This window comes from Luteibacter sp. SG786, assembly GCF_011759605.1.
In the GTDB taxonomy this organism is placed as follows: domain Bacteria; phylum Pseudomonadota; class Gammaproteobacteria; order Xanthomonadales; family Rhodanobacteraceae; genus Luteibacter.
The window spans coordinates 767,592-790,509 of sequence record NZ_JAAOYX010000003.1; the positions used below are offsets into that span (position 1 = coordinate 767,592).

19 protein-coding genes are annotated in these 22,918 nt (G+C 67.7%); 8 read left to right on the forward strand and 11 right to left on the reverse strand.

Annotation, left to right across the window (positions count from 1 at the left end; genetic code table 11):
* Position 1 precedes the first annotated feature (1 nt).
* The 4 genes from FHS47_RS19385 to FHS47_RS19400 form a co-directional block, all read right to left on the reverse strand.
* Entirely contained in the window at positions 2-562 is a 561-nt protein-coding gene (locus FHS47_RS19385) for a YceI family protein (RefSeq protein ID WP_208382153.1), read from the reverse strand.
* A complete protein-coding gene (locus tag FHS47_RS19390) occupies positions 559-1,143 on the reverse strand; it encodes a cytochrome b (RefSeq protein WP_167032185.1) in 585 nt (194 codons plus the stop codon). The genes FHS47_RS19385 and FHS47_RS19390 overlap by 4 nt, the downstream gene beginning before the upstream one ends.
* Positions 1,127-1,753, reverse strand: a complete 627-nt coding sequence (locus FHS47_RS19395; protein ID WP_167032188.1) for a YceI family protein — start codon at positions 1,751-1,753, stop codon at positions 1,127-1,129. The genes FHS47_RS19390 and FHS47_RS19395 overlap by 17 nt, the downstream gene beginning before the upstream one ends.
* Before the next feature lie 104 nt (positions 1,754-1,857).
* Positions 1,858-3,309, reverse strand: a complete 1,452-nt coding sequence (locus FHS47_RS19400) for a GTPase (protein ID WP_167032191.1) — start codon at positions 3,307-3,309, stop codon at positions 1,858-1,860.
* A gap of 122 nt (positions 3,310-3,431) precedes the next feature.
* On the opposite strand from FHS47_RS19400, the gene FHS47_RS19405 reads away from it, so the two are divergent.
* Positions 3,432-6,929: an ATP-binding protein gene (locus tag FHS47_RS19405; RefSeq protein ID WP_167032194.1), complete on the forward strand. Its 3,498-nt coding sequence runs from the start codon at positions 3,432-3,434 to the stop codon at positions 6,927-6,929.
* A 2-nt stretch (positions 6,930-6,931) separates the two neighbouring features.
* Here FHS47_RS19405 and lptG read toward each other — a convergent pair whose 3' ends face one another.
* Positions 6,932-8,029: an LPS export ABC transporter permease LptG gene (gene lptG, locus FHS47_RS19410; RefSeq protein ID WP_167032197.1), complete on the reverse strand. Its 1,098-nt coding sequence runs from the start codon at positions 8,027-8,029 to the stop codon at positions 6,932-6,934.
* On the reverse strand, positions 8,029-9,132 hold the full coding sequence (lptF, locus tag FHS47_RS19415) for an LPS export ABC transporter permease LptF (RefSeq protein ID WP_167032200.1): 1,104 nt from the start codon (positions 9,130-9,132) through the stop codon (positions 8,029-8,031). Before lptF ends, lptG begins: the two co-directional genes overlap by 1 nt.
* A gap of 97 nt (positions 9,133-9,229) precedes the next feature.
* Between lptF and FHS47_RS19420 the strand changes: the two genes are divergently transcribed.
* Both FHS47_RS19420 and FHS47_RS19425 read left to right on the forward strand, forming a co-directional pair.
* Positions 9,230-10,723, forward strand: a complete 1,494-nt coding sequence (locus FHS47_RS19420) for a leucyl aminopeptidase (RefSeq protein WP_167032203.1) — start codon at positions 9,230-9,232, stop codon at positions 10,721-10,723.
* Positions 10,724-10,733: 10 nt separating this feature from the next.
* Entirely contained in the window at positions 10,734-11,156 is a 423-nt protein-coding gene (locus tag FHS47_RS19425) for a DNA polymerase III subunit chi (protein ID WP_167032206.1), read from the forward strand.
* Between the two features lie 118 nt (positions 11,157-11,274).
* Here the strand turns inward: FHS47_RS19425 and FHS47_RS19430 are convergent, their stop codons facing one another.
* A complete protein-coding gene (locus tag FHS47_RS19430) occupies positions 11,275-14,085 on the reverse strand; it encodes a valine--tRNA ligase (protein ID WP_167032209.1) in 2,811 nt (936 codons plus the stop codon).
* Positions 14,086-14,132: 47 nt separating this feature from the next.
* Here FHS47_RS19430 and FHS47_RS19435 point away from each other — a divergent pair, with 47 nt between their 5' ends.
* Positions 14,133-16,049 carry an ATP-dependent DNA helicase gene (locus FHS47_RS19435; protein WP_167032212.1) on the forward strand — a complete coding sequence of 639 codons (1,917 nt, stop codon included), beginning with the start codon at positions 14,133-14,135 and terminating at the stop codon, positions 16,047-16,049.
* Here FHS47_RS19435 and FHS47_RS19440 read toward each other — a convergent pair.
* The gene (locus FHS47_RS19440) at positions 16,035-16,259 is read right to left on the reverse strand and encodes a hypothetical protein (protein ID WP_167032215.1); all 225 of its coding nucleotides are present in this window, start codon (positions 16,257-16,259) and stop codon (positions 16,035-16,037) included. The two genes, FHS47_RS19435 and FHS47_RS19440, sit on opposite strands and share 15 nt — an antisense overlap.
* Before the next feature lie 210 nt (positions 16,260-16,469).
* Between FHS47_RS19440 and creD the strand changes: the two genes are divergently transcribed.
* Both creD and tsaB read left to right on the forward strand, forming a co-directional pair.
* Positions 16,470-17,792 (forward strand): cell envelope integrity protein CreD, encoded by a 1,323-nt coding sequence (gene creD, locus FHS47_RS19445; protein ID WP_208382154.1) that lies wholly within the window; start codon positions 16,470-16,472, stop codon positions 17,790-17,792.
* Positions 17,789-18,478 (forward strand): tRNA (adenosine(37)-N6)-threonylcarbamoyltransferase complex dimerization subunit type 1 TsaB, encoded by a 690-nt coding sequence (tsaB, locus tag FHS47_RS19450; protein ID WP_167032221.1) that lies wholly within the window; start codon positions 17,789-17,791, stop codon positions 18,476-18,478. Before creD ends, tsaB begins: the two co-directional genes overlap by 4 nt.
* A gap of 66 nt (positions 18,479-18,544) precedes the next feature.
* Here the strand turns inward: tsaB and FHS47_RS19455 are convergent, their stop codons facing one another.
* From FHS47_RS19455 to FHS47_RS19465, 3 genes are all read right to left on the reverse strand, one after another.
* The gene (locus tag FHS47_RS19455) at positions 18,545-19,396 is read right to left on the reverse strand and encodes an alpha/beta fold hydrolase (RefSeq protein WP_208382155.1); all 852 of its coding nucleotides are present in this window, start codon (positions 19,394-19,396) and stop codon (positions 18,545-18,547) included.
* 115 nt (positions 19,397-19,511) lie between these two features.
* Positions 19,512-20,936, reverse strand: coding sequence for a sensor histidine kinase (locus FHS47_RS19460; RefSeq protein WP_167032225.1), 1,425 nt, complete (start codon positions 20,934-20,936; stop codon positions 19,512-19,514).
* On the reverse strand, positions 20,929-21,603 hold the full coding sequence (locus tag FHS47_RS19465; protein WP_167032395.1) for a response regulator transcription factor: 675 nt from the start codon (positions 21,601-21,603) through the stop codon (positions 20,929-20,931). Before FHS47_RS19465 ends, FHS47_RS19460 begins: the two co-directional genes overlap by 8 nt.
* A gap of 160 nt (positions 21,604-21,763) precedes the next feature.
* Here FHS47_RS19465 and FHS47_RS19470 point away from each other — a divergent pair, with 160 nt between their 5' ends.
* Together FHS47_RS19470 and FHS47_RS19475 are read left to right on the forward strand one after the other, a co-directional pair.
* Positions 21,764-22,387, forward strand: a complete 624-nt coding sequence (locus tag FHS47_RS19470) for a PepSY-associated TM helix domain-containing protein (RefSeq protein ID WP_208382157.1) — start codon at positions 21,764-21,766, stop codon at positions 22,385-22,387.
* A gap of 10 nt (positions 22,388-22,397) precedes the next feature.
* Entirely contained in the window at positions 22,398-22,910 is a 513-nt protein-coding gene (locus tag FHS47_RS19475; RefSeq protein WP_167032231.1) for a DUF2271 domain-containing protein, read from the forward strand.
* Positions 22,911-22,918: the final 8 nt, after the last annotated feature.

Consider the following 22,918-nt stretch of genomic DNA (forward strand, 5'->3'; position numbering starts at 1 on the left):
CTTACTTGGGCAGCAGGTTCAGCGTGCCGTTGACGAGGACTTCGTCGGCGATGGTGGAGGTGTCCTTGTAGTCGCCGCTGCCCACGCCGTAATCGAGGCGCTTGAGGGTGCCGGTGACCGACAGGCGCGCGCCGCCGGCATTCGGATTGAATACGACTTTCAACGCCAGTGGTTTTGTGACCCCGTGCAGCGTGAGGTTGCCGTTCGCGACGACGTTCCCCTTTGCGTCCTTGCTGAAACCGGTGGTGACATAGTGTGCCTTCGGAAACTTCGACGTGTCGAAGAAGTCGGACGTGGGCAGGGCCTTGTCACGGTCGCCATCGCCGGTTTTCGCGGTGGCGAGGTCCACCGTCACGTCGAATTTCGCCGTGGCGAGGTTCGCGGGATCGTAGCTGATGGCCGCGTCGAACTTGCCGAAGATGCCATCGAACTGCTGTCCCTGGAACTTGCCGCTGAAACCGAGCGTGCTACCGGGCCCCACCTGGTAGTCCGCTGCGGTGGCGGCGAGGGGCAGGGCCAGCGCGAGGCCAAGCAGGGACAGGCGGCGGATCGTCGGGCTCATGGGGTTTCTCCGGGAGGGGTGGATGTGCTCCGCTTCGCGCGGCCGAAAGGCAGCATGCGGCGGAGGGTGTCGTCGCGGTCGACGACATGGTGTTTCAAGGCCCCGCCGATGTGCGCGACGAGCACGAGGAGCAGGAACCAGAACAGGTAGATGTGCACGTTTTCCAGGATTTCCGACCAGGCTTCGTTCTTCTCGACCAGCGCAGGCAGGTTGAACAGCTTGAAGTACTGCAGCGGGTAGCCGTGCGCCGAATTGAAGGCCCAGCCGCTGAGCGGAATGGCCACGATCAGCAGGTAAAGGAAGCCGTGCACGACATGCGCGGCCACCCGCTGCCAACCCGGCGCCGGCTCATCCGGCGGACGGCGATCGATCGCCCGCCACAGCAGGCGCAGGAAGAACAGCGCCAGCACGGTGAGGCCGATCGACTTGTGCAACGCGAACATGTTGATCTTGTGCAGCGATGGCTTGAGGCCGTCCATCCAGTAGGCGAAGGCACCGTTGCCCAGGATGAGCAGCGCCATCGTCCAGTGGAATGTCTTGACGACGGTGCTCCAGCGGGTGTGGTCACTGCGCAGGGGCATCGGAGGTTTCCTTGTCGTTGGAATGTTGGGTTTCGCCGCCCCGGATGGCTTCGATCTCCAGCCAGACCGAGACGTCGGTGCCGATCGAGCCGCGGTTGGCCGTCATGCCGTAGGCCGTGCGATCGAGCGTGACGTGCGAGGAAAAACCCGCCACGGTGTGCAGGCCGTAGATGGTCTTGCCTACGCGGTTCACGCGAAACGGCAGGTCTACCGGGAGCGTCGTGCCGCGCAAGGTGAGTTTGCCATGCACCACGCCTTCGTCGTCGCTGCGCTTCTCCACCGACTCGCTGACGTAGCGCGCCGTGCGGGCCCGGTCGCTGTCGAGGAGGTTCGAGCCGCGCACCGCCTTGTCCCACCCGGCGTCGCCCATGTCGACGGATGCGAGGTCGATGGTGGCCTGCACCGACGACTTCGACCAGTCGTCGCGGTCGAACACGATGGTGCCTTCCGTGATGCGCAGGCGGCCGAAGGACCGGGAGAAGCCGTTGTGGTCGACGTTGAACACCACCTGGCTGTGCACGGGATCGACGGTGTAGGTGACCGGCGTGGCCAGCGCTGCCAGCGGTACGAGCGCGAGGAGGACAGGAAGGAGCTGGCGGGCGTGACGCATGCGTGGTGGCCTGTCGCACGAAGGCCGGTATCCGGCCGATGGAGAGGAGTGTGGCGCGAGTCAGGCCGCCTTGTCAGCCCGCCGGCCGTGAACGCATCGTTCTCTCAGCGATTCCGAAGGGCCTCGCCGGTCAATTCGGCCAGCTGGCGAAGGCGCGCGGTACCCGCATCGCCCAGCAGTTCGCGCATGCGGGCGCTGGCGTCGTCCTGATCGAGTGCATGCCGCTCGGCCAGGGTGGCCGCCAGCGCCCGGCCGAAGCTGTCGAAGATCAACGCATAGGCAAAAGCGTGCAAGACACCGCCGCCGAGCGTGCCCAGGCCCGGGAACGCCTTCAACGCATTGCCCGCGATCGCGAGCACCACGGACGTGCCGGTGCGCAAGGTCATGCGAACCTGGCGCAAGAGGCTGTCGATTTCCACGTCGGTAACGCGCACGTCGTGGAGCGACGCCAGGGCCCGCACCATGCCCGTGGCGAGCGCGCCCTGGATGACGAGGTCGCTGCCGGGTGCCACGGCCGCCATGGCGCCGACGATCGCGCGGCGCGCGTAACGGCGCACGATGCGCTGGGCTTCCTCGTCGCGGTAGGCCCGCTCGCGTTCCCCGGTCCGCTCGTGCAGGCCGGCGAGCACCGCGTTTTCACGCTGTGCCTCCAGCGCGGCTGCGCCGGGCGCCAGCAAGCGGTCTAATGCATCGCGAAGCGGCCGCACGTTCGCGGCCCTGCGCCGCGTCACCTCTTCCGTGCTGCCGTCCGCGAGGTGCCGCGTGAAGCGTTCCTCGCCGCCCGCGCTGATCGCGACCACCGCATCGGGAATGCCGCCGGCCTGTTCGCGCACGTGGTCCAGAATACGGTCGAGCTCTTCGGCATGCCATTGATCGGCCTTGTTCACCACCAGCACCAGCGGTTTGCCGAAGTCGCCCAGCCAGCGCAGTTCCTCGCCTTGCGTGCGCGTGAGATCGCCCGCGCAGACGTACACCACGGCGTGCGCGCGCAATGCTTCCTCACGCGCCATACGCTCGCGGGCCTCGCCATCGGCTTCGGACGAGCCGGGCACGTCCGCCACGGTCCAGTCCTGGCCGTCGACGGTCGTGTCGTACGTGGCGACCTCGCGTGTCGTGCCTCCGCGCACGTCGCGTGCTGGCGCCGCGCCCGGTACCAGAGCGGCGATCAGGGTGGACTTGCCGGTGGAGATCTCTCCGAACACCGCGATGTACATACGCGCGCTCGCGCGGCGGCGGTCCAGTTCGCCCAGTTCGTTACGAAGTTCCTCAACATCCGTCTCGGCCTCGCGCAGCTTTTCGATTCGCGCTTCGAGCGATGCGCGGTCCGGTGCCGTGATGGGCGCACGAGGCTTGCGCGGGCGTAACCACCACACCCCGAAAGCGACGCCCGCGAGCACAAGCAGGAGCAGGACGAGACCCAGCAGCCAGCGCATGCCGGCCGGCAGACCCATGAAACGCTGGGCCAGGGCCAGCGCGCGGTCGAGCGCCGCCAGCAGCAGCCACACGAAGGCAAGCAGGCCGACAGCGGCCAGGAGAAGGCGAAGCCGGGAGGACATGTCGACATTCTAGTGCCACGACCCAGGTCCCATGTGGGTGTCGGACTACGCCTGCTAGGCGATTTGCCGATTGCCCCCGTCAGCCTGCATGGCATCATCCGGGGCGCAACAGGAATTCGCGTATGCATGACACGCTCATCCCGGGATGGATCCTCGCGGCCGCGATCGGCTGGATCGTGGCGTTTCCCGTTTTCGCGGTCACCATGCCGCCGGTGCCCACCCCCCAGTTCCGCAGTTACGGGCTGCATGAAGGCCTGCCCAGCAGCAAGGTCCGCGCCGTGGCCCAGGACAGTCACGGCTTCATCTGGGTGGGCACATCGGTGGGCTTGTCCCGCTTCGACGGCGTGCAGTTCGTCAGCCCCGGCACGGGTCCCGAGAAAGGGGTGTCGCTGCCCGCGGGCGGGGTGTCGGCCCTGCTCGTGGACAGGGACGATCGCATCTGGATCGGCGGCGCCGACCTGGGTCTCGGAAGGTACGATCCCGCCCGTGGCACGTTCGCCCAATGGCGCGATGAACTCGTGGACGACGACGTGCGCGCCATCGCGCAAGCTCGCGACGGTTCCATCTGGATCGGCACAGGCACCGGACTGATGCACATGCAGCCCGATGGCACCGGCCTCCAGGAGCGGGTCGCCGGGCCCGACGGCCCCTTGGCCACCTCCATTCGCGCGCTTCATGCATCGGACGACGGCCGTGTGTGGATCGGCACCGACGCGGGCGTGGCGGTGGTGGATGCCGCGGGCGCGATGACCTCGGTGCCGTTCGAGGACGGCAGCCACGCGCGCGTGCTGCGCATCGACGGGCACGCGGCCGAGCTGCGCTTCGCGACCGATCACGGCCTGTATCGCCTCGCCCCCGACGGGTTGCTGCACCGCGACCGGCGCCTGGCGGCGTCTCCCTTTTATGCCTCGCTTGCCGATAGCCACGGCATCCTGTGGGTTTCGGGCCCCGACGGGCTTCGCATGCTCGATCGCTACGGCCGCCTGCATGCCGTGCGCAGTGCCTGGACCGCCCAGGGCGGGCTGCCGGGACGCAACGTGCGCGGCATGCTGGAGGATCGCGAGCACGGCCTCTGGTTCGCGTTGAGCGACGGGGGGCTTGCCTATCTGGGCCCCGCCTGGGACGACTTCACCCGTTTCGCCGATGTGGCCACGGACCCTTCCAGCTTCCCGGGACGCACGGTGAAGGCAGTCGCTGCACAGGGCAGCACGAAGCTATGGGTGGGTGGCCTCTATGGCTGGATCCGCGGATTCGATCCCGCCACCGGCAAGACATCGGAAGGTTTCGACATCGAGGCGATGCGCGTGCAATCGCTCCTGGAGACGCCGCGCGGCCTGCTCATCGGTACGGTGGACGGTCTTTCGCTGGGGCAGGACGGCAAGACGCGGCCGCTCTTGCGAGCGACCATCGACCACCCCGTGACCATGCTTGTCCGCGGTCCCGACGACGCAGTGTACGTCGCCGCGCTGGGGCAGGGACTGTTCAAGCTGGACGCGAACCTGAGCCGCGCGCGTTCGATTCCCTTCGCGGCGTCGCGCCGCGGCATGACCGACACGCGGCAGATCGAAGTGGTCGGCGACGACCTCTGGCAGGCGAGCCTCGCAGGCCTCGCCCGCCTGGACCGCGCCTCGGGCGACATGCGTTTCATTCCCGGCGTGGCGCCCGGCCGCATCAACGCATTCGAACCGGACGAGGACGGATTCTGGGTGGTGCGTCCGGACGGCCTGGAGCATTACCGCTGGGACGGACGGCACGCCCAGCGCGACCGCTGCGTCAAGGGCGTGCACGGCTTTCCCTCGGCGGACATCCTCAACGTGCGCCGCGACGTCGCCGGACGCCTGTGGCTTTATGGCGAAACCGGGGTCTGGCGCTTCGACCCGGGCACGGACAAGTTCCGTCCCTTCGGCCTCGCCGACGGACTGGCGAACGGCGAATTCACCAACGCCACCACGGTGCAACTCGACGACGGCACGATGTACGGCGCCACGCTCGGCGGCCTGGTGGGTTTCCGACCCGACCGCCAGCGCGACCATACGCGGAAGCCGTCCATCGTGGTGCTCGGCGCATCCGTGCTGCGCGGCGGAATGCGCACGCCCCTGCCCATCGACAAGGACACGCTGCGCCTTGCGTGGAACGACCGCGAATTGATCGTCAACGCGCGTGCGCTCTCGTACGTGAATCCCGACCGCAATCATCTGGTGTTCTCCCTGGAACACGACGGCGAGACCACGAAGATGCGCACGGGCAAGGACGGCCAGCGGGCTTTCGCTCCCCTCGCTCCGGGCGCCTACACCCTCAGCATCTCCGGCGCGGGACGCGACGGGGTCAGTGGCACGTTGCCCCATCCTCTGACGATCGTCGTCGATGCGCCACCGTGGCTTCGCTGGTGGGCGTGGCTGAGCTACATGCTCCTCTTCATCGCGGCGGTCGCCGCGCTCGTGCTGAGCATGCGCCGGCGCGTGCGCCAAGCCATGCGCCTCAAGCTAGCCGAGCAGCAGCGGCGCCTGGCGGAGGAAGCCAATGCCGCGAAAACCGACTTCATGGCCACGCTGGGCCATGAGATCCGTACGCCGATGACCGGTGTACTCGGCATGGCGGAACTGATGGCGAGCACGCCGCTGGATGAAACACAGCGCGCTTATGTGGAAGCCGTGCGGCGATCGGGCACCACCTTGCTGCGGCTGGTGAACGATGCGCTCGATCTCACCCGCATCGAGGCCAGGCGCCTCGTGCTCGAATCCGAGTGCGTGCCGCTGCGCGCGCTTACCGGCGAAGTGATCGCGCTGGCCGCGTGCAATGCGAGGGAGAAGGGTCTCAACCTGTCGTCGTCATTGAATGCGAACGTTCCCGAGTGCATCCGCGGCGACGCCATCCGCTTGCGGCAGATCCTGCAGAACCTCGTGAACAACGCGGTGAAGTTCACGGAGGCGGGCGGGGTGTCGCTGCATGTGGGATACGAGGGCTCGTCGCTCGTGATGACGGTGACCGACACCGGACCGGGCATGTCGCCCGAACTCTGCGCAAGGGTGTTCTCGCGTTTCGAACAGGGCGGTTCGCCGCAACGTGCGCAGGGTTCCGGGTTGGGCCTCGCGATCTGCCATGAGCTGTGCGCGCTCATGGGGGGCGACATCCGCGTGCGCAGCCAGTTGGGGCAGGGCACCGCCTTCGTCGTGAGCCTTCCCCTGGCGCCTTGCCGCTGCGGCGAAGGCGGGCTGCGTGCGCCACTGGTGGCCCCCGGCATGAAGGGCAAGCGCCTGCTCCTCGTGGAAGACGACGCGGTGGTCAGCGAAGTGATCGTCGGCCTGCTACGGGAACGCGGCCACACCGTCACGGCCGTGGGCGACGGCCTCGCCGCCATGACGGAACTGTCGCGCCAGACCTTCGACGCGATGCTGCTCGACCTCGACCTGCCCATGGTCGACGGCTTCCAGGTGGCGCGCATGGTGCGGCGAATGGACGGCATGGGCGACATTCCCATCGTCGCGGTCACGGCCCGCTCCGCAGGCGACGAACTCGCCGCCATCAAGGATGCCGGCATGGATGCGCTGGTGCGAAAGCCGATGACGGGGGGCGATCTGGACAGCGTGCTCGAGAGCGTTTGCACGGCGCTCGAGCACTGAACCTAACCAAATCGCCTGAAATACGCCAACGCACCCACGATCAGCAACGACGTGGGCAACAGGTTCGCCAGCAGCGGAGGCAGGCCGTAAACGGTGCCGAAGTTCACCATCGCGCCCTGCAGGAAGTACCAGCCGATGGCGAGGATGATGCCGATGAAGAGGCGCTTGCCGAGGCCACCGGAGCGTAGCGAGCCGAAGGCGAAGGGCATGGCGCAAAGCACCAGCACCAGCGTGTTCACCGCGAACAGCGCGCGGCCCCAGAAGGCCACCGCATAGGCGCCCGGGTTCTGCCCGTTGGCTTCGAGGTAGCGCATGTTGCGGCGCAGATCGCTCATCGACAGGTATTCCGGGTGGATCACCGACTGTTCGAGCACGTGCGGGTTGAGCTTCGAGGCCCAGGTTTGCGTGTCTTCGTGCGTCGAATGCGTGCCGGCCGCGTCGAGCGACGTGGTGCGCACATTGCTCATGACCCAGTGGTTGCCGTCGTGGATGGCGCTATCGCCATGCGAGAACGTCTTTACCTGGCCGTCGGGGGTGAAGTCGTAGACGCGAACGTCCACCAGCTTCACCGTAGGGCGGTCGCCGTCCTGCGTGGCGATGGCGGACTTGGCGTTGATGATCTTGCCGCCGTCGCGGGCCCACAGGCCGCTGCTGGTGGAACCTAAGTTGCTGGAGCGCATGCGCACCTGGATGGCCTGTGCGTGCTGGTCGCCATATGGCGCCACCGTTTCGCCCATGACTACCACCGCCAGGGTGAGCACGGCGACCACACCCGCCGCCGAGACGGCGATGCGCAGCTTGGACATGCCCGCGGCGCGCAGCGCGGTGAGTTCGCCGGTGGCGGCCAGGCCGCCCAGGCCCAGCAGGCCGCCGATGAGGGCCGCGTTGCTGAACATCTGATACAGGCGCCGCGGCACCGTGAGCATGATGTAGGCGATGGCGTCGTAGAGAGTGAAGCCGTTCTTGCCGATGTTGCCAAGCTGGCGCACGAACTGCGTGAGGGCGTCGAAGCCGGTGAGCACCAGCCAGACGAGCAGCAAGGTGCCGAGGACGCTGAAGCCGATCAGACGGTCGGCACGCTTGACGGTGAGCGTGGCCATCAATGGGCTCCCTTCACGCGCCGGGGGGCGTTCTGCCGCCAGAAGTACCAGGCCGCCACGCCGAAGACGATGGCATGCAGCAGCCAGATGGGCGCGGAGGTGTGCAGGTGGCCCTTGATGATCTGCGCGCGCGCTATCAGCTGCCACACCACGTAGAGGAAATAGGCCAGCACGGCGATGAGCAGGCGGCCGTAGCGGGCGTCGCGCGGCGCCTGCCGCGACATCGGCAGCACCATCATCATCAGCACGAGGGTGCTCACGGGTGCCGCGAAGCGGGACACCAGTTCACCCAGGTTGTCGGGTGTCAGCGACTTGAACAGCTCGGTGGTGGATGCCTCGTGCGCCGGATCGCTGTCTTCGTCGTCGTCCGTGATGTTGGACAGCGAGATGTCGTTGCGTTCGTATTTCATGCGGCGCCAGTTGTCGGCGCCCAGCGGGATCTCGAACTGCCAGCCGTCGAACAGGGCGAGGAACCGGTTCTGGCCGTCGCTTTCCTGGTACATGCGGCCGTTCTTCGCGTTCACCACGCGAACCTGCGGCTTGCCGTCGCTGTCGGTGCGGTCGGTGGCGAGGAAGGTCTTGCCCAGCACGGTGCCGTCGCGGCTCAACGTGTCGACGAAGATGATGCCGCCCTTGCCCGGTAGTTCCGTGAAGCGGCCGGCATCGAGGCCGGCGGCGATCACGGATTTGTTGGCGGCGGCGATCACCTGGTCGGCCGTGCGGGCCGAGAGCGGGCCCAGCCAGAGGGACACCAGGCCCACCACGATGGTGGCGGCCACAGCCAGCAGGGTGACCGGCCGCAGCATGCCGCGGGGGCCCATGCCGGAGGAGGCCAGCACGTGCATCTCGCTTTCCCGGTACATGCGGCCCAGGGCGATGAGGGTGCCGAGGAAGGCCGACATGGGCAGGAGGGTGGAGAGCAGGTCCACCATCTGCAGGCCCAGCACCTCGAACATGACGCTGGGCTGGATGCTGCCGTTGGCGACCTTCTGCAACACGGTCGCGAAGGCACCGCCGGCGAAGATCACCAGCAGCACGATGGCCGTCGCGAGGACCCCGTAGGCCAGCTCGCGCAGGAAATAACGGTCGAGGATGCTGAGCATTTGATAGAATTGGCGGTTCGTGCCGCGTCAGTCCCTGCCGGCAAACCATAAGTCTAGCCTGTCCGGGCCCCGGCGGGCTTTCGCAGGACAGTTAGCTATGACGGTTCAGTTCAGCCTCGGTTCCCATGCTCCCGAATCGACCGCCACCCCGGTGGCCGTGGTAGGCGTCTACGAGAACGGCGTCCTGACCAGCGCCGCGGCGCGTATAGACACCGCCGCGGACGGCCTCATCAAGCGCCTCGTTGAAGCGGGCGACATCACCGGCAAGGTCGGCAGCGTGGTCACCCTGCTGCACCCGGCCGGCGTGGCCGCCGCCCGCATCCTCGTCGTGGGCCTGGGCGCGCAGAAGACCTTCGACGCCGCGCGCTACCAGCGCGTCACCACCGAGGCCGCCCGCGCCATCGGTCGCCTGCCGGTCGCCGAGGCCACCAGCTGGCTGCCCGAGGTCGACGTGCCGGGCCGCGATGCCGCATGGCGCCTGCGGGTGGCCGCCCTGGTCACCGACCACGTGGCCTATCGCTATACCGCCACGGTGAAGCCCCGCGACAAGGCGCAGCCGGAACTGGCATCCGTCACGCTGGTGGGTCCCGCCGATGGCGAGGCCGGCATCGCCGAGGCACGGGCCATCGCCGAGGGCGTCCGCTACGCCCGGGAACTCGGCAACCTGCCGCCGAACATCTGCAACCCGGACTACATCGCCGACCAGGCCCGCGCCTTCGCGGAGGCTCATGAGGGCGTCACGTTCGAGAGCCTCGACCGCGCCGACATGGAGCGCGAGGGCTTCGGTTCGCTGCTCGCCGTCGCCCGCGGCTCGGCCAACGCGCCGCGCCTGGTGATCCTGCAATGGAACGGCGGCAAGGAGGGCGAGCGTCCCTATGCCTTCGTGGGCAAGGGCATCACCTTCGACACCGGTGGCGTCAGCCTCAAGCCCGGCCCGGGCATGGAAGAGATGAAGTTCGACATGTGCGGTGCGGCGGGTGTGCTCGGCGCCTTCGTGGCGGCCGTGAAGCTGCGCCTGCCGGTGAACCTGGTCTGCGTGGTGCCCGCGGTCGAGAACATGCCGGACGGTGCGGCCTACCGCCCCGGCGACGTGCTCACCAGCCTGTCCGGCATCACCATCGAAGTGCTCAACACCGACGCGGAAGGCCGGTTGATCCTCTGCGATGCGCTCACCTACACGGGCAAGCGTTTCGACCCGCACACCATCATCGACGCCGCGACGCTCACGGGCGCCTGCGTGGTGGCCCTCGGCAAGCACGCCAGCGGCCTCATGACCAAGGACGAAACGTTGTCCGCGGAACTGCTGGCAGCCGGCGAGGCCACCCTCGACCGCGCGTGGCGCCTGCCGCTGTGGGACGACTACCAGAGCCAGCTCGACTCGGGCTTTGCCGACGTGGCGAACATCGGCGGCAAGTATGCCGGTGCCATCACCGCGGGCTGCTTCCTCGCCCGGTTCACGGAAGGCCGCCGCTGGGCGCATCTCGACATTGCCGGCACCGCGTGGGACGAAGGGCGCAAGGGCCTTGCCACCGGCCGTCCGGTGCCGCTGCTGACCCAGTGGCTGCTCGACCGCGTCGCCTCGGCCGGCTGATACCCACCCGATGCCGCGCGCCGATTTCTACCTGATCGACAAGCCGCGTTTTCGCGAGGATCCGCTGCTGCTGGTGTGCGAACTCGCGAAGCGCGCGTTCGGCGCGCAGCAGCCCACGCTCATCCTCACACGCGATTTCGAGCAGGCCGAAGCGATCGACGAGTACCTATGGGCGTTCGATGAGGACGCCTACATCCCGCACCAGCTTGCCGGTGACGAGCAGGACGACGATACGGCGGTGCTGATCGTGCCGCCCGGCGTGGAAACGCGCGACCGCCCGCTGGTGATCAACCTGCGCGATACCTGCGCGCCTGGCCAGTTCGATCGCGTGCTGGAAGTGGTGGCCGCCGATCCGGCGGAGCGCGAAGGCTCGCGCGCCCGCTGGACGCAGTACAAGCAGGCCGGCTTCGAAGTCACGAAACACGATATGTAAATCGTGCCGTGTGGGAGCCGGCTATGCCGGCGATCCCGCGGCAGCGGGCAACCTTGCCGCGAGCCTCCATCGCCGCTGAAGCGGCTCCCACACAAAGCTGGCCTGCCGCGGGCGGCTGTCAGCCGCCCAGCTTGCGCGCCTGCTCGCGCATCGCGTCGGCCTGGCGGGTCCAGTCGGCGATGCGCTGGCGCTCCTGCTCCACCACTTCGGCGGGGGCGTTGGCCACGAAGTTGGCGTTGCCGAGCTTGGCCTCGCACTTGCGGATCTCGCCTTCCACCCGCGCGATCTCCTTCGCCAGGCGTGCCTTCTCGGCGCCCACGTCAATCAGACCTTCCAACGGGATGAGCACGCGCATGCCGCCGACCACGGCGACCGCCGCGGCGGGCTCCTCGCCCGATACCCATGCCGGCGACTCCACGCGGCCGAGGAAGGCGATCTGCACGGCGAACTTCTCCGCGCGCGCGCGATCCACAGCGTCGCCGTCTGCGAACAGCAGCGGAATGACCTTGCCCGGCGCGATGTTCATCTCGGCGCGAATGCGGCGGACGCCCGTGAGTACGTCCTTCACCCATTCGATCTCGGCGGTGGCCGTGTCGTCGGTGGCAATGTCGGACGCCTCCGGATACGGACGCAGCATGATCGTGTCGCCTTCGATGCCGAGAGCCGGCGCGACGCGCTTCCAGAGGTCTTCGGTGATGAAGGGGATCACCGGATGCAGGAGGCGGAAAGTCGCTTCCAACGTCGTGGCAAGCGTGTATGCGGCGGCCGCGGCTTCACTGGGCGCCGCGAACTGGCCGTCGTCCTGGTCGGAGGTCGGATCCTCCAGGCGGTACGAGGGCTTCGAAAGTTCCAGGTACCAGTCGCAGAGATCGTTCCATGCGAATTCGTACATGGCCTTCGCCGCCAGGTCGAAGCGATAGACGGCGAACTGCGCCTTCACTTCCTCGGCCGTCGCGGCGAGGCGGGTCCTGATCCATTTGTCCGCGTCGGAATAGCTGTCGGCGAACCACGTGGGGTCGGCGAAGTCGCCCTTGAACCTGACGAGGGTGTCGAGCTTGAATCGCGTGGCGTTCCACAGCTTGTTGCAGAACGCCTTGTAGCCCGCGCAGCGCTCAAGGTCGAACTTGATGTCGCGGCCGTGCGTTGCAAGCGAGGCGAAGGTGAAGCGCAAGGCGTCCGCGCCGAAGGCCGGAATGCCTTCGGGGAATTCCTTCCGCGTGGCCTTCTCGATCTTCTCGGCCATCTTCGGCTGCATGAGGCCGCGCGTGCGCTTGTCGAGCAGTTCGTCCAGTCCGATGCCATCCACGATATCCAGCGGGTCGAGCACGTTGCCCTTGGACTTGGACATCTTCTGCCCGTCCTTGTCGCGGATGAGCCCGGTGACGTAGACGTCCCTGAAAGGCACTTCACCCGTGAAGTGGTCGGTCATCATGATCATCCGGGCCACCCAGAAGAAGATGATGTCGAAGCCGGTGACCAGCACGTTCGTCGGCAGGTAGCGGTCGAAACCGCGCTCCGCCTGTGCCTGCGGATCGGGCCAGCCCAGTGTGGAATGGCTCCACAGAGATGACGAGAACCAGGTCTCCAGCACGTCGGCGTCGCGGCGCAGCGTGCCCGTATACCCCTGGGTGGCCGCCTTGGCCTTCGCCTCTGCCTCGTCGCGCGCGACGATCACCGAGCCGCCGTCGGTGTACCACGCCGGAATCTGGTGGCCCCAGGTAAGCTGGCGGCTGATGCACCAGTCCTGGATGTTGCCGAGCCAGTGACGGTAGGTGTTGATCCAGTTCTCGGGCACGAACTTCACGTGGCCATGTTCGACCAGTTCCATGCCGCGCGCGGCAAGGGTGTCCATCTTCACGAACCACTGCCAGGTGAGGTAGGGCTCGATTACCTGACCGGTGCGGTCGCCGCGCGGCACCTGCAGCTTGTGCTTCTTCGTCTCGACCAGCAGGCCCTCGGCCTCCAGGTCGGCGAGCACCGCCTTGCGCGCGACGTAACGGTCCATGCCGCGGTATTTCTCCGGCGCCGCGTCGTTGATCTTCGCGTCGTCGGTGAGGATGTTGATCAGCGGCAGGTTGTGCCGCTGGCCAATAGCGTAGTCGTTGAAGTCGTGCGCCGGGGTGATCTTCACGCAACCGGTGCCGAACTCCTTCTCGACGTACTCGTCGGCGATGATCGGGATCTCGCGCTGCGACAGCGGCAGCTTCAGCATGCGTCCGACGAGGTGCGCGTAGCGCTCGTCTTCCGGATGCACGGCGACGGCCACGTCGCCCAGCATGGTCTCGGGGCGTGTGGTGGCGACCACGAGTTCGCCGGAGCCGTCGGCGAGCGGGTAGCGGATCGACCAGAGGGAGCCGTCTTCTTCCTCGCTGACCACTTCCAGGTCGGAAATGGCCGTCTTCAGCACCGGGTCCCAGTTGACCAGCTTCTGGCCGCGGTAGATCAGGCCTTCCTCATGCAGGCGCACGAAGGTCTCGACCACGGCCTTCGACGGGCCTTCGTCCATGGTGAAGACTTCGCGGCTCCAGTCGCCGGACACGCCCAGGCGGCGCATCTGGCGGCCGATGGTGCCGCCCGATTCCTTCTTCCATTCCCAGACGCGGGCGATGAAGGCGTCGCGGTCGAGGTCGGCGCGCTGTTTGCCCTCGGCGTTGAGCTGGCGGGTTACCACCATCTCGGTGGCGATGCCGGCGTGATCGGTGCCGAGCTGCCACAGGGTGTCGAAGCCGCGCATGCGGTGGTACCGCACCAGCGTGTCCATGATGGTGTGCTGGAAGCCGTGCCCCATGTGCAGCGTGCCCGTGACATTCGGCGGCGGCAGCATGATCGTGTAGGGGGTGCCCTTGCCGGACGGCTTGAAATAGCCGTTGGACTCCCAGTGGGCGTACCACTTCGACTCGATCTGGCTGGGCTCGAAACTCTTGTCCATGCGTGGGCTCAGGGGTAAAGACCGTCATTGTAGGCGATACTTGGCGGATGACTGAACACGAAGTGGCCGCGATCCTCGGCGCGGAAGGTCCGTTCGCCCGCGAAGTGCCGGGTTTCGCGCCGCGCGAGGCCCAGCAGCGCATGGCCTCGGCCGTGGCGTCCGCCATCGCGGACCGCGACCTCCTGGTGGCGGAGGCGGGCACGGGCACCGGCAAGACCTTCGCCTACCTCGTGCCGGCCCTCCTGTCGGGGCGCAAGGTCATCGTTTCCACCGGGACGAAAGCCCTGCAGGACCAGCTGTTCTTCCGTGACCTGCCGCGCGTGCACTCGGTTCTGGGCAGTCGCGCCCGCCTGAGCCTGCTCAAGGGCCGCGCCAATTACCTCTGCCTGTACCGCCTGGACCAGGCGGTGCGCGAAGGCAACCCCGATCGCCAGCTCGTCTCGCAGCTGTCGGCGATCCGGGCATGGTCGGCGCGCACCCGTCGTGGCGACCGGATGGAAATGGCGGATATCCCCGAAGATTCGCCGGTGTGGCCGCGGGTCACCTCCACGCCGGAGAACTGCCTCGGCTCGGAATGCCCCTTCTTCGAGGACTGCCACGTGGTGAAGGCGCGGCGCGAAGCCATGGAGGCCGACCTCGTCGTGGTGAACCACCACCTCCTCATGGCCGACCTCGCACTCAAGCAGGAGGGCTTCGGCGAGATCCTGCCCGGCGCCGACGCGTTCATCCTCGACGAGGCGCACCAGATCCCGGAACTGGCGGGGCAGTTCTTCTCGCAGAGCGTGAGTTCGCGGCAGGTCGTCGACCTCGGCCAGGATGCCCTGGCCGAGGCGCAGGGCGTCACGGGCGCCATGAGCCAGCTGCTCGAGCCAGTGGAGGCCATCCACGACCTGGTGAAGCGGCTGCGCCTCGCCATGGACCCGCTGCCGGCGCGCGGGCCCTTCGGCGCTCTCGACCGCGAGGCCGGCGTGCGCGAACTCCTGGAGGAATTGCGCGACGTGATGGCCGCCTTGGCCGATCTGCTTGCTGCCCTCGGCGAGCGATCGCGCGGACTCGCCAACGTGTACGAGCGGGCGCAGATGCTCAGCCTGCGGCTCGACCGCATTGCAGAGGAACATTCCGCGAGCGACGTGCGCTGGTACGAAACCTGGCCCCGCGGCTTCGCGTTGCACGCCACGCCGCTGGATCTCGCCTCGCCGCTGCGCGCCATGCGCATGTCCACGGACGCGGCGTGGATACACACCTCCGCCACGCTTTCGATTGCCGGGGATTTCGGGCACTTCTCGCGTCAGCTCGGGCTCGAGGAGCCACGGACGCTGCACGTGGAAAGCCCGTTCGACTATGAGCGTCAGGCGCTTGCCTACTTGCCGAAGGATCTGCCGGACCCGGCGGCGCGGGATTACACCGACCGCGTGATCGCCGCCATCCGTCCGGTACTCGATGCATCTGGCGGCCGTGCCTTCCTGCTCTTTACATCGCATCGCGCCTTGCGGCGGGCTGCCGAGCTGCTGGAAGGCCGCGTGCCCTGGCCGCTGTTCGTGCAGGGCACGGCTCCGCGACATCGTCTGCTGGAGGCATTCCGCGCCAGCGGCACGGGTGTGCTGCTGGGCGCGGCGAGCTTCTGGGAAGGTGTGGACGTATCGGGCGACGCGTTGAGCGTGGTGGTCATCGACAAGCTGCCCTTTGCGATGCCCGACGATCCGGTGCTGCAGGCCCGCCTGGAAGCGCTGGAAGAGGCAGGCATCAATCCTTTCATGGGGTGGCAGGTACCCACCGCCGTGATCGCCCTGAAGCAAGGGGCCGGGCGCCTGATTCGCGACGTGCACGACCGCGGCGTGCTCGTGCTGTGCGATCCGCGCCTCAGCAGCAAAGGCTACGGCCGCCTGTTCCTCGCCAGCCTGCCACCCATGCCGCGCACGCGCGATCTGGCCGACGTGGTGCGTTTCTTTTCAGAAGGCGCCTAGCAGGGGGTGCGGATGGCGGCTGTGCCGCCGTTCATGCAGGCGCACATGGACGCCGTGCTGCCCATGGTCGAGAAACGCGGCACGCGCACGATCGGCGCGAGCTTGCGGCGTTTCGCTTCTCGCCGATTCGGCGCAAGGGGACTCGGTCGTGGCGGCGATGGCCGCGCCGACCATCAGGGCCAGGGGCATCGCTAGCTGGACGGGAAGCATCGGGCTGTCCTCGGGTGGGATGATGCGGCCCATCCTCCACGGATTGCATCGGCGCGTCATGAGAACACTCTCATTCCTGATGTGCGCGAACGCGCCGCTTTCTGCCAGCCCTTGCCTGCGCGATGCCAGAAACGAACCACGCGCGGCGCCTTTTCGTGAAGGACGATGGCCCGACCACAGGAATTCGCGGGAACGACCATGTTTCGCTGGATGCAATCCATAACCGCCAAAGTGCTGGGCATCGGCATGCTTGCCTTGATCATGCTCATTCCCCTTTCCCAGGCGGACGGCCTCGTCCGCCAGCGCCAGGTCATGCGCGACGCCGCATCCACGCGGGTGGCGGAAGGGTGGGGCGGACCGCAGACCATCGGCGGCTTCGTACTCGGCGTGCCTACTCGGTACGAAGTGCGCACCAGCGACGACAAGGTGGTGAGTGTGCGCGACGGCACGGAGATCGTGCTGGCCGACGACATCGAGACCGTCGCCGACCTGTCGGTGGAGCGCCGTCACGCGGGCATGTACGACGTGCCGGTGTACACCGGCGAGGTGACGCTGCGTGGCCGCCTCCTGCCGGATGACCTGCGCCGGTTCGCCGCGGACAGCGGCGCCACCTGGTTCCCGGGCAAGGCGGAACTGCGGCTGCTCATCGCCGACACGCGCGGCCTGCAGGCGATCACCTCGCTGACGGTGGACGGGCACACGGCGAAGCTGTCTTCCTCCGCCGCGCGCATGGGACCCTACACGGTACTTGCCACGCCGGTGGCGATCGATCCGGAGCGGCGCACGCCGCTGGATTTCTCGGTCACCCTTCGCATCGCGGGAACCGAGTCCTTCTCGGTGCTGCCCCTGGCGCGCACGAACAGTGTGCGGGTGCGTGCGCCCTGGCCGGATCCGAGTTTTACCGGCGCACTGCTCCCTGCGACACGCAGCATCGATGCGCGTGGATTCGATGCGTCGTGGCAGGTGCTCGACCTCAATCGCGAGTACGGGCAGCACTGGAACTCGGCCGATTCGGACGTCGCGGGACGGCTCGCGGCGTCCGCCTTCGGCGTGAAGCTCTACCAGCCGGGCGGGGTGTACCAGCAGAACGACCGGGCAGGGAAGTACGGGTTGTTGTTTATCGCGCTCACGTTCGTCGCGTTCTTCCTGTTCGAAGTGCTGAAGGGCCTGCGCCTGCATCCCGTGCAATACCTGCTGGTGGGCGCCGCCATGACGAGCTTCTACGTGCTGCTGCTGGCGCTGTCGGAGCAGATCGGATTCGGCCCCGCTTATGCCGTGGCTGCCGCGACCGTGGTGCTTATCGTGGGGGGCTACGCCATGGCGGCGCTGCGTGCGCGCAGGGCAGGGCTGGCGCTGGGCGGCGTGCTGGCCCTGGTTTACGCCATACTGTACGGCCTGATAGGCGCCGAAGAGTACGCGCTGCTGATCGGATCGGTGGTGCTGGTGGCGGTGATCGCACTGCTGATGTACCTGACGCGCCGCATCGACTGGTACGCGCAGACCACGCCATCCCCCATGCCGGATTCACCATGAACTTCCTCGCCATCGAAACCTCCACGGAAGCCTGCTCGGTCGCCCTCGTCCATGGCGACGAAGTGATCGAGCGCAGCGAGGTGGCACCGCGCCGTCACGCCGAACTGGTGCTTCCCATGGCCGATGAGCTGCTGGCGGAAGCGGGGCTGAAGCGCCAGGCGCTCGATGGCATCGCCGTGGGCCGCGGCCCCGGCGCGTTCACCGGCGTGCGCCTGGGTGTCTCGCTGGCACAGGGCATGGCCATGGCACTCGACATTCCCGTCGTCACCGTGTCGTCGTTGCAGGCGCTGGCGCTGGAGGCACCGGAAGACGATGCCGCCATCCTGTCCGTGATCGACGCGCGCATGGGCGAGATCTACGTTGCGGCATGGTGCCGCGATGCCGACGGCGGCGTGACCCTGCTGGACCGCGAGCGCGTGGACACGGCGGCGGCACTGGTGCTGCCCGAGGCGGCAGCGTGGCATGTTGTCGGCACGGGCTGGGCCACGTACGAGGCGATCCTGCGCGAACGCATCTCCGCGCCGATCCGTTCCGCGGAAGGGGCGCGTTATCCGCAGGCCCGGCACGTCGCCGAAGTGGCCGCGCGTCGGTTCCGCGACGGCGAGGCCGTGGCCCCCGAACTGGCACTGCCGGTGTACTTGCGCGACAAGGTCGCGCTCACGCTCGTCGAGCAGGGCAAGGCGTAGCAGAAAGCGTCCAGTCTGCGTCCGCCGTCAGTCGCATGAGAGCGACTGGCGATGATATGTGGCGGTCTACGCAGCGACACGCGCTGCTCGTGCCTCGCGCGCCACGCGGTCGAAGAAGTCGGCGCTGCGTTCGATCAGCATGCGACGTTCCCGGTCGATGGTGATCATGTGGTAGCTGTCGGCGAGGAGCAGCATTTCCACCGGGCCTCTCACGTGTCGCGCCACCAGGTCCGCGTTCGCGGGGCTGGCCACTTCGTCGTCGAGCGCGTGCGCGATGAAGCAGGGCGCCAGCACGGACGAAAGGCGGCGTCGCACGTCGCGCGCAAGGTCCACCGTTTCCGCCAGGGCATGCCATGGATCGCCCTCGCGCTGCGACGCTCCGTCGGGGCCGCCCGGCATGTTCCTGCCGAAGTGTTCGCGCAGGCGTTGTTCGTGAAATCCATGCGGCGGCCATTGCAGCAGACGACGGTGGCGCCCGATGCCCAGCCGCTTGAACAGCGGCAATAGGAAGGACATGCGGGCCACCCAACCCGTCGACCATCCGTCGTAGCGGAACGTCGCGCCGAACACGCCCACGCCCGCCACCCAGTCCGGATGCATCGCGGCGAGGCGCAAGGCGAGCAGCGCGCCCATCGACGAACCGGCCACGAACATCCGATCCACGTGTCCGCGCAGGTCGTCCGCAGCGGCTTCCACGCTCGCGTACCACGCCCTCCAGTCGGAGGCGAGCAGGTCGTCCTCGCTTCCTCCGTGTCCCGCCAGGGCCACGCCCTGCACGGTGAAGCCGGCGCGGTTCAGCCCTTTGCCGAGAAGACGCATTTCCTCAGGAGTACGGCCGAGCCCGTGCACCAGCAGAACCCCTTCGGCCCCACCTTCGAACCGGAATGCCGGCGGCATGCTCACGTGGCTCTTCGTCATCGTCCGCACCATGCGTGCCATGGTGCCCGGCGGCCGTTTCAGCTGGCTTTCCCGCAGGGTGCGTCAGCTTGCGAAACGTGTCGCAAGTTCTGGCGAAGAGGTAGCGCTGCCAGCCCTAGGACAGCGAGTGGTCCTTGGGCGGAGCGGCTGCAGGGAAGTGAAGTTCCACGCGCAGGCCACCGGTCTCGGCGTGCAGGAAGGCCACACGCGCGCCGTGGCGCTCGGCGATGCTCTCGACGATCGCGAGGCCCAGGCCGGTGCCGTCTTCGTCGACGCCGGGTACACGAAAGAAACGTTCGCCAAGTTGTCCGAGGAACGCGTCGTCGACGCCCGGACCGTCGTCCTCCACGGCCAGCAGCACGTCGTTCTCGCCGCGGGCCAGCGACACCGTCACTACGTGGCCGCGGCCCGCGTAGTGGAAGGCGTTGTCCACGAGATTGTCGAGCACTTCCTGCACCTGCAATGCATCGCCGCGAATGACGCATGGATCGTCTGTGCCCTCGTAGCCCAGGTCCACGCCGACAGCGAGGGCCTGGTGCACGCGCATCGCCACGGCTTCCGGAACCACGGTGGCCAGATCGATCTCGGTCATGCCGTCGCGGTCCGGCAGGTCCGGCGACTGGGTGCGCGTCAGCGCGAGCAACTGCGCCGACGTACGCGCAGCGCGCGCGGCAAGGCGCTGCACGTGGTTCATGGCATCGGCGCGCTGGGCCGGGTCGGTTGTCTCGGCCAGCCTTTCCACGTGCAACCGGATGCCGGCAAGCGGCGTGCGCAACTGATGCGCGGCGTCGGCGATGAAGCGCTCCTGCAAGCCCAGCATGTTGCGCATGCGGGCGAACAGGTCGTCGATGGTGCGGGTGAGCGGGAGGATCTCCACCGGCACGTCTTCCTCGCCGATGGGGCTGAGGTCGTGTTCGCGCCGGGCCAGGCGCGACGTCAACGGTTCCAGCACGCGCAGACCATGGCTCACACCCAGCCACACGAGGAAGAGCACGGCCACGATGAGCAGGGCCTGCATCGGCAGCGTGAGCAAGAGGATCTCGCGTGCACGGGCATGCCGGTCGCGCAGGTTCTCCGCCACGGTGATCGTGAGCACGTCGTCCGGATCGTGGCGGCTGGGCACGCGCATGGTCGCCGCCCGCAGCGGGCGATGGCCCAGTTCGGTGTCGTAGAGCCGCGGCGGTGCGTCCACGGCGACGGAGGGCGCCTGCAGGATCGCGTTGCTGATCACCCGTCCGTGACGGTCGCTGGTCACGGTGTAGTAATTGCGACCGTTGGGATCGTATTCCAGAAGGAACCGCGCCTGTTCGGTCAGTTCGCCGCGCAGCGCGTCGCTGCCGATCATTTCCGAGAGCGTGAGCGCGTTGTCCGAAAGCGTGGCGTCGTGCACCCGGTTGGAATACGCCAGGGCCACGAAATAACCGATCACCGCGTCCAGGAGGAGCACTCCCAGCACCGGCACGAGCAGAAAGGTGAGCAACCGCCGCCGCAGGCTCGGGCGTGGCGGTCGCCTTACCGCCGCGTGGCGGCGATCAGGCATCCGCGCTTTCTTCGAGGAGATAACCGAGGCCGCGGATGGTGCGAACGCTGGTTCCCGAACCCTGCAGCTTCTTGCGCAGGCGGTGCAGGGCGATGTCCAGGCCGTTGTCGGTCAGGTCTTCGTCCCAGTTGCACAGTGCCTCGACGAGCTGGGTGCGGCTGGTGACCTTGTCTGCCCGGAGGGCAAGCGCTTCCACCAGGCCGAACTCGCGGGCGGTGAGGTCCAGCGCGGTGTCGCCGATCCAGGCGCGGTGTCCCGGGATATCCAGGCGGAGGCGCCCGATACGGAATTCCGGTGTGCCCTGGCTCGTTCGCCGGCGGAGCAGGGCGCGTACGCGGGCGTCGAATTCGGCGAGGGCGAAGGGCTTCACGAGGTAGTCGTCGGCGCCCAGGTCGAGCACGCGTACGCGTTCCTTCAGCCCTTCGCGCGCGGTCACCACGAGCACCGGCAAGACGGAGCCGCGCTTGCGCGCCCGCGACAGCACGTCGCTGCCGTCGAGCAGGGGCAGACCCAGGTCGAGCACGAGCAGGTCGTAGTCGTGGTCGCGCAGGGCGTTGTCGGCGCTGGCGCCGTCGGTGACATGGTCGACGGCATGCCCGCCTTGTTCGAGCGAGGCTCGTACTGCCGCGCCGATAGCGGCGTCGTCTTCGGCCAGAAGGATGCGCATGAGGGCCAAGGATACGCTCCGGGTAGGTGTTCGCGCATCCTGTCGCGACAGGCTTTCAAGCCGCTTTCCGGAGACGGGTGTCGATCACAATTGCGAACGATTCGCATTATGGTTAACATGGCCCGTTGCGATGACCGCCATCCCAGGGGCTTTTGGAAACATGCACGACACCGTCGATCGGCAGCGCCGTGCCTTCTGGCTCAAGCACCTGCACCGCTGGCACTGGATCAGTTCGGCGGTCTCCCTGGTCGCGCTCCTGTTGTTCTCCATCACAGGCTTCACGCTCAACCACGCCGCGCGCATCGAGGCCTCGCCTGCAGTGTCGCGCTTTGCCGCGACCTTGCCGGCGCCGTTGCTGCGCCGACTGACCGATCCGGGAGCGAAGTCCGCGCCGGTTCCGCCGGCGGTCGCCGAGTTCGTGCGAACCGAAACTGGCGCACGCATCGAAGGACGCGCGGGCGACTGGAGCGATGACGAGGTGTACGTCTCGCTGCCCAGGCCGGGCGGCGATGCGTGGGTCGCCATCGACCGGGAGACGGGCGACGTGCAGTACGAAGTCACCGACCGGGGCTGGCTGGCCTGGCTCAACGACCTGCACAAGGGGCGCAACACCGGGCCTGTCTGGAGCGCGTTCATCGACGTATTCGCGCTGGCCTGCCTCGTCTTCGCCGTGACGGGTCTCGTGCTGCTCAAGATGCATGCCGCCCAGCGCGGCATGACCTGGCCCATGGTCGCCCTGGGCTTCGTGCTGCCCGTCGTCATCGCCCTCGTGTTCATCCATTGAAGGAATCGCCATGCGTCGCATCCTGACACTCGCCCTCTGCGCCTGTTGCGCCGCGCCCGCGATCGCGGCCGACATGAACATCACCGTGGAAATTCCGTCGCTGAAGGTGGCCGAGTACCACCGGCCTTATGTCGCGGTGTGGATCGAGCGCGAAGACCACAGCGTCGCGGCCAACCTCGCGGTCTGGTACGAGATGAAGAAGGGCGACGGCGAAGGCACGAAGTGGCTGAAAGACATGCGCCAGTGGTGGCGCCGCAGCGGCCGCGACCAGACCATGCCGATCGACGGCGTGTCCGGCGCCACGCGCCCGGCCGGCCAGCATCGCCTGCGCTTCGCCGACGGCAAGCCGCCGCTGGGCACGCTCGCGCCGGGGCATTACGAACTGGTGGTGGAGGCGGCACGCGAAGTCGGCGGGCGCGAAGCGCAGCGCATTCCCTTCGACTGGCCGGCCAAGGCACCCGTTCACCTGTCCGCGAAGGGCAGCGAAGAACTCGGACAGATCGACCTCGACCTCAACCCTTGAACGGAGCC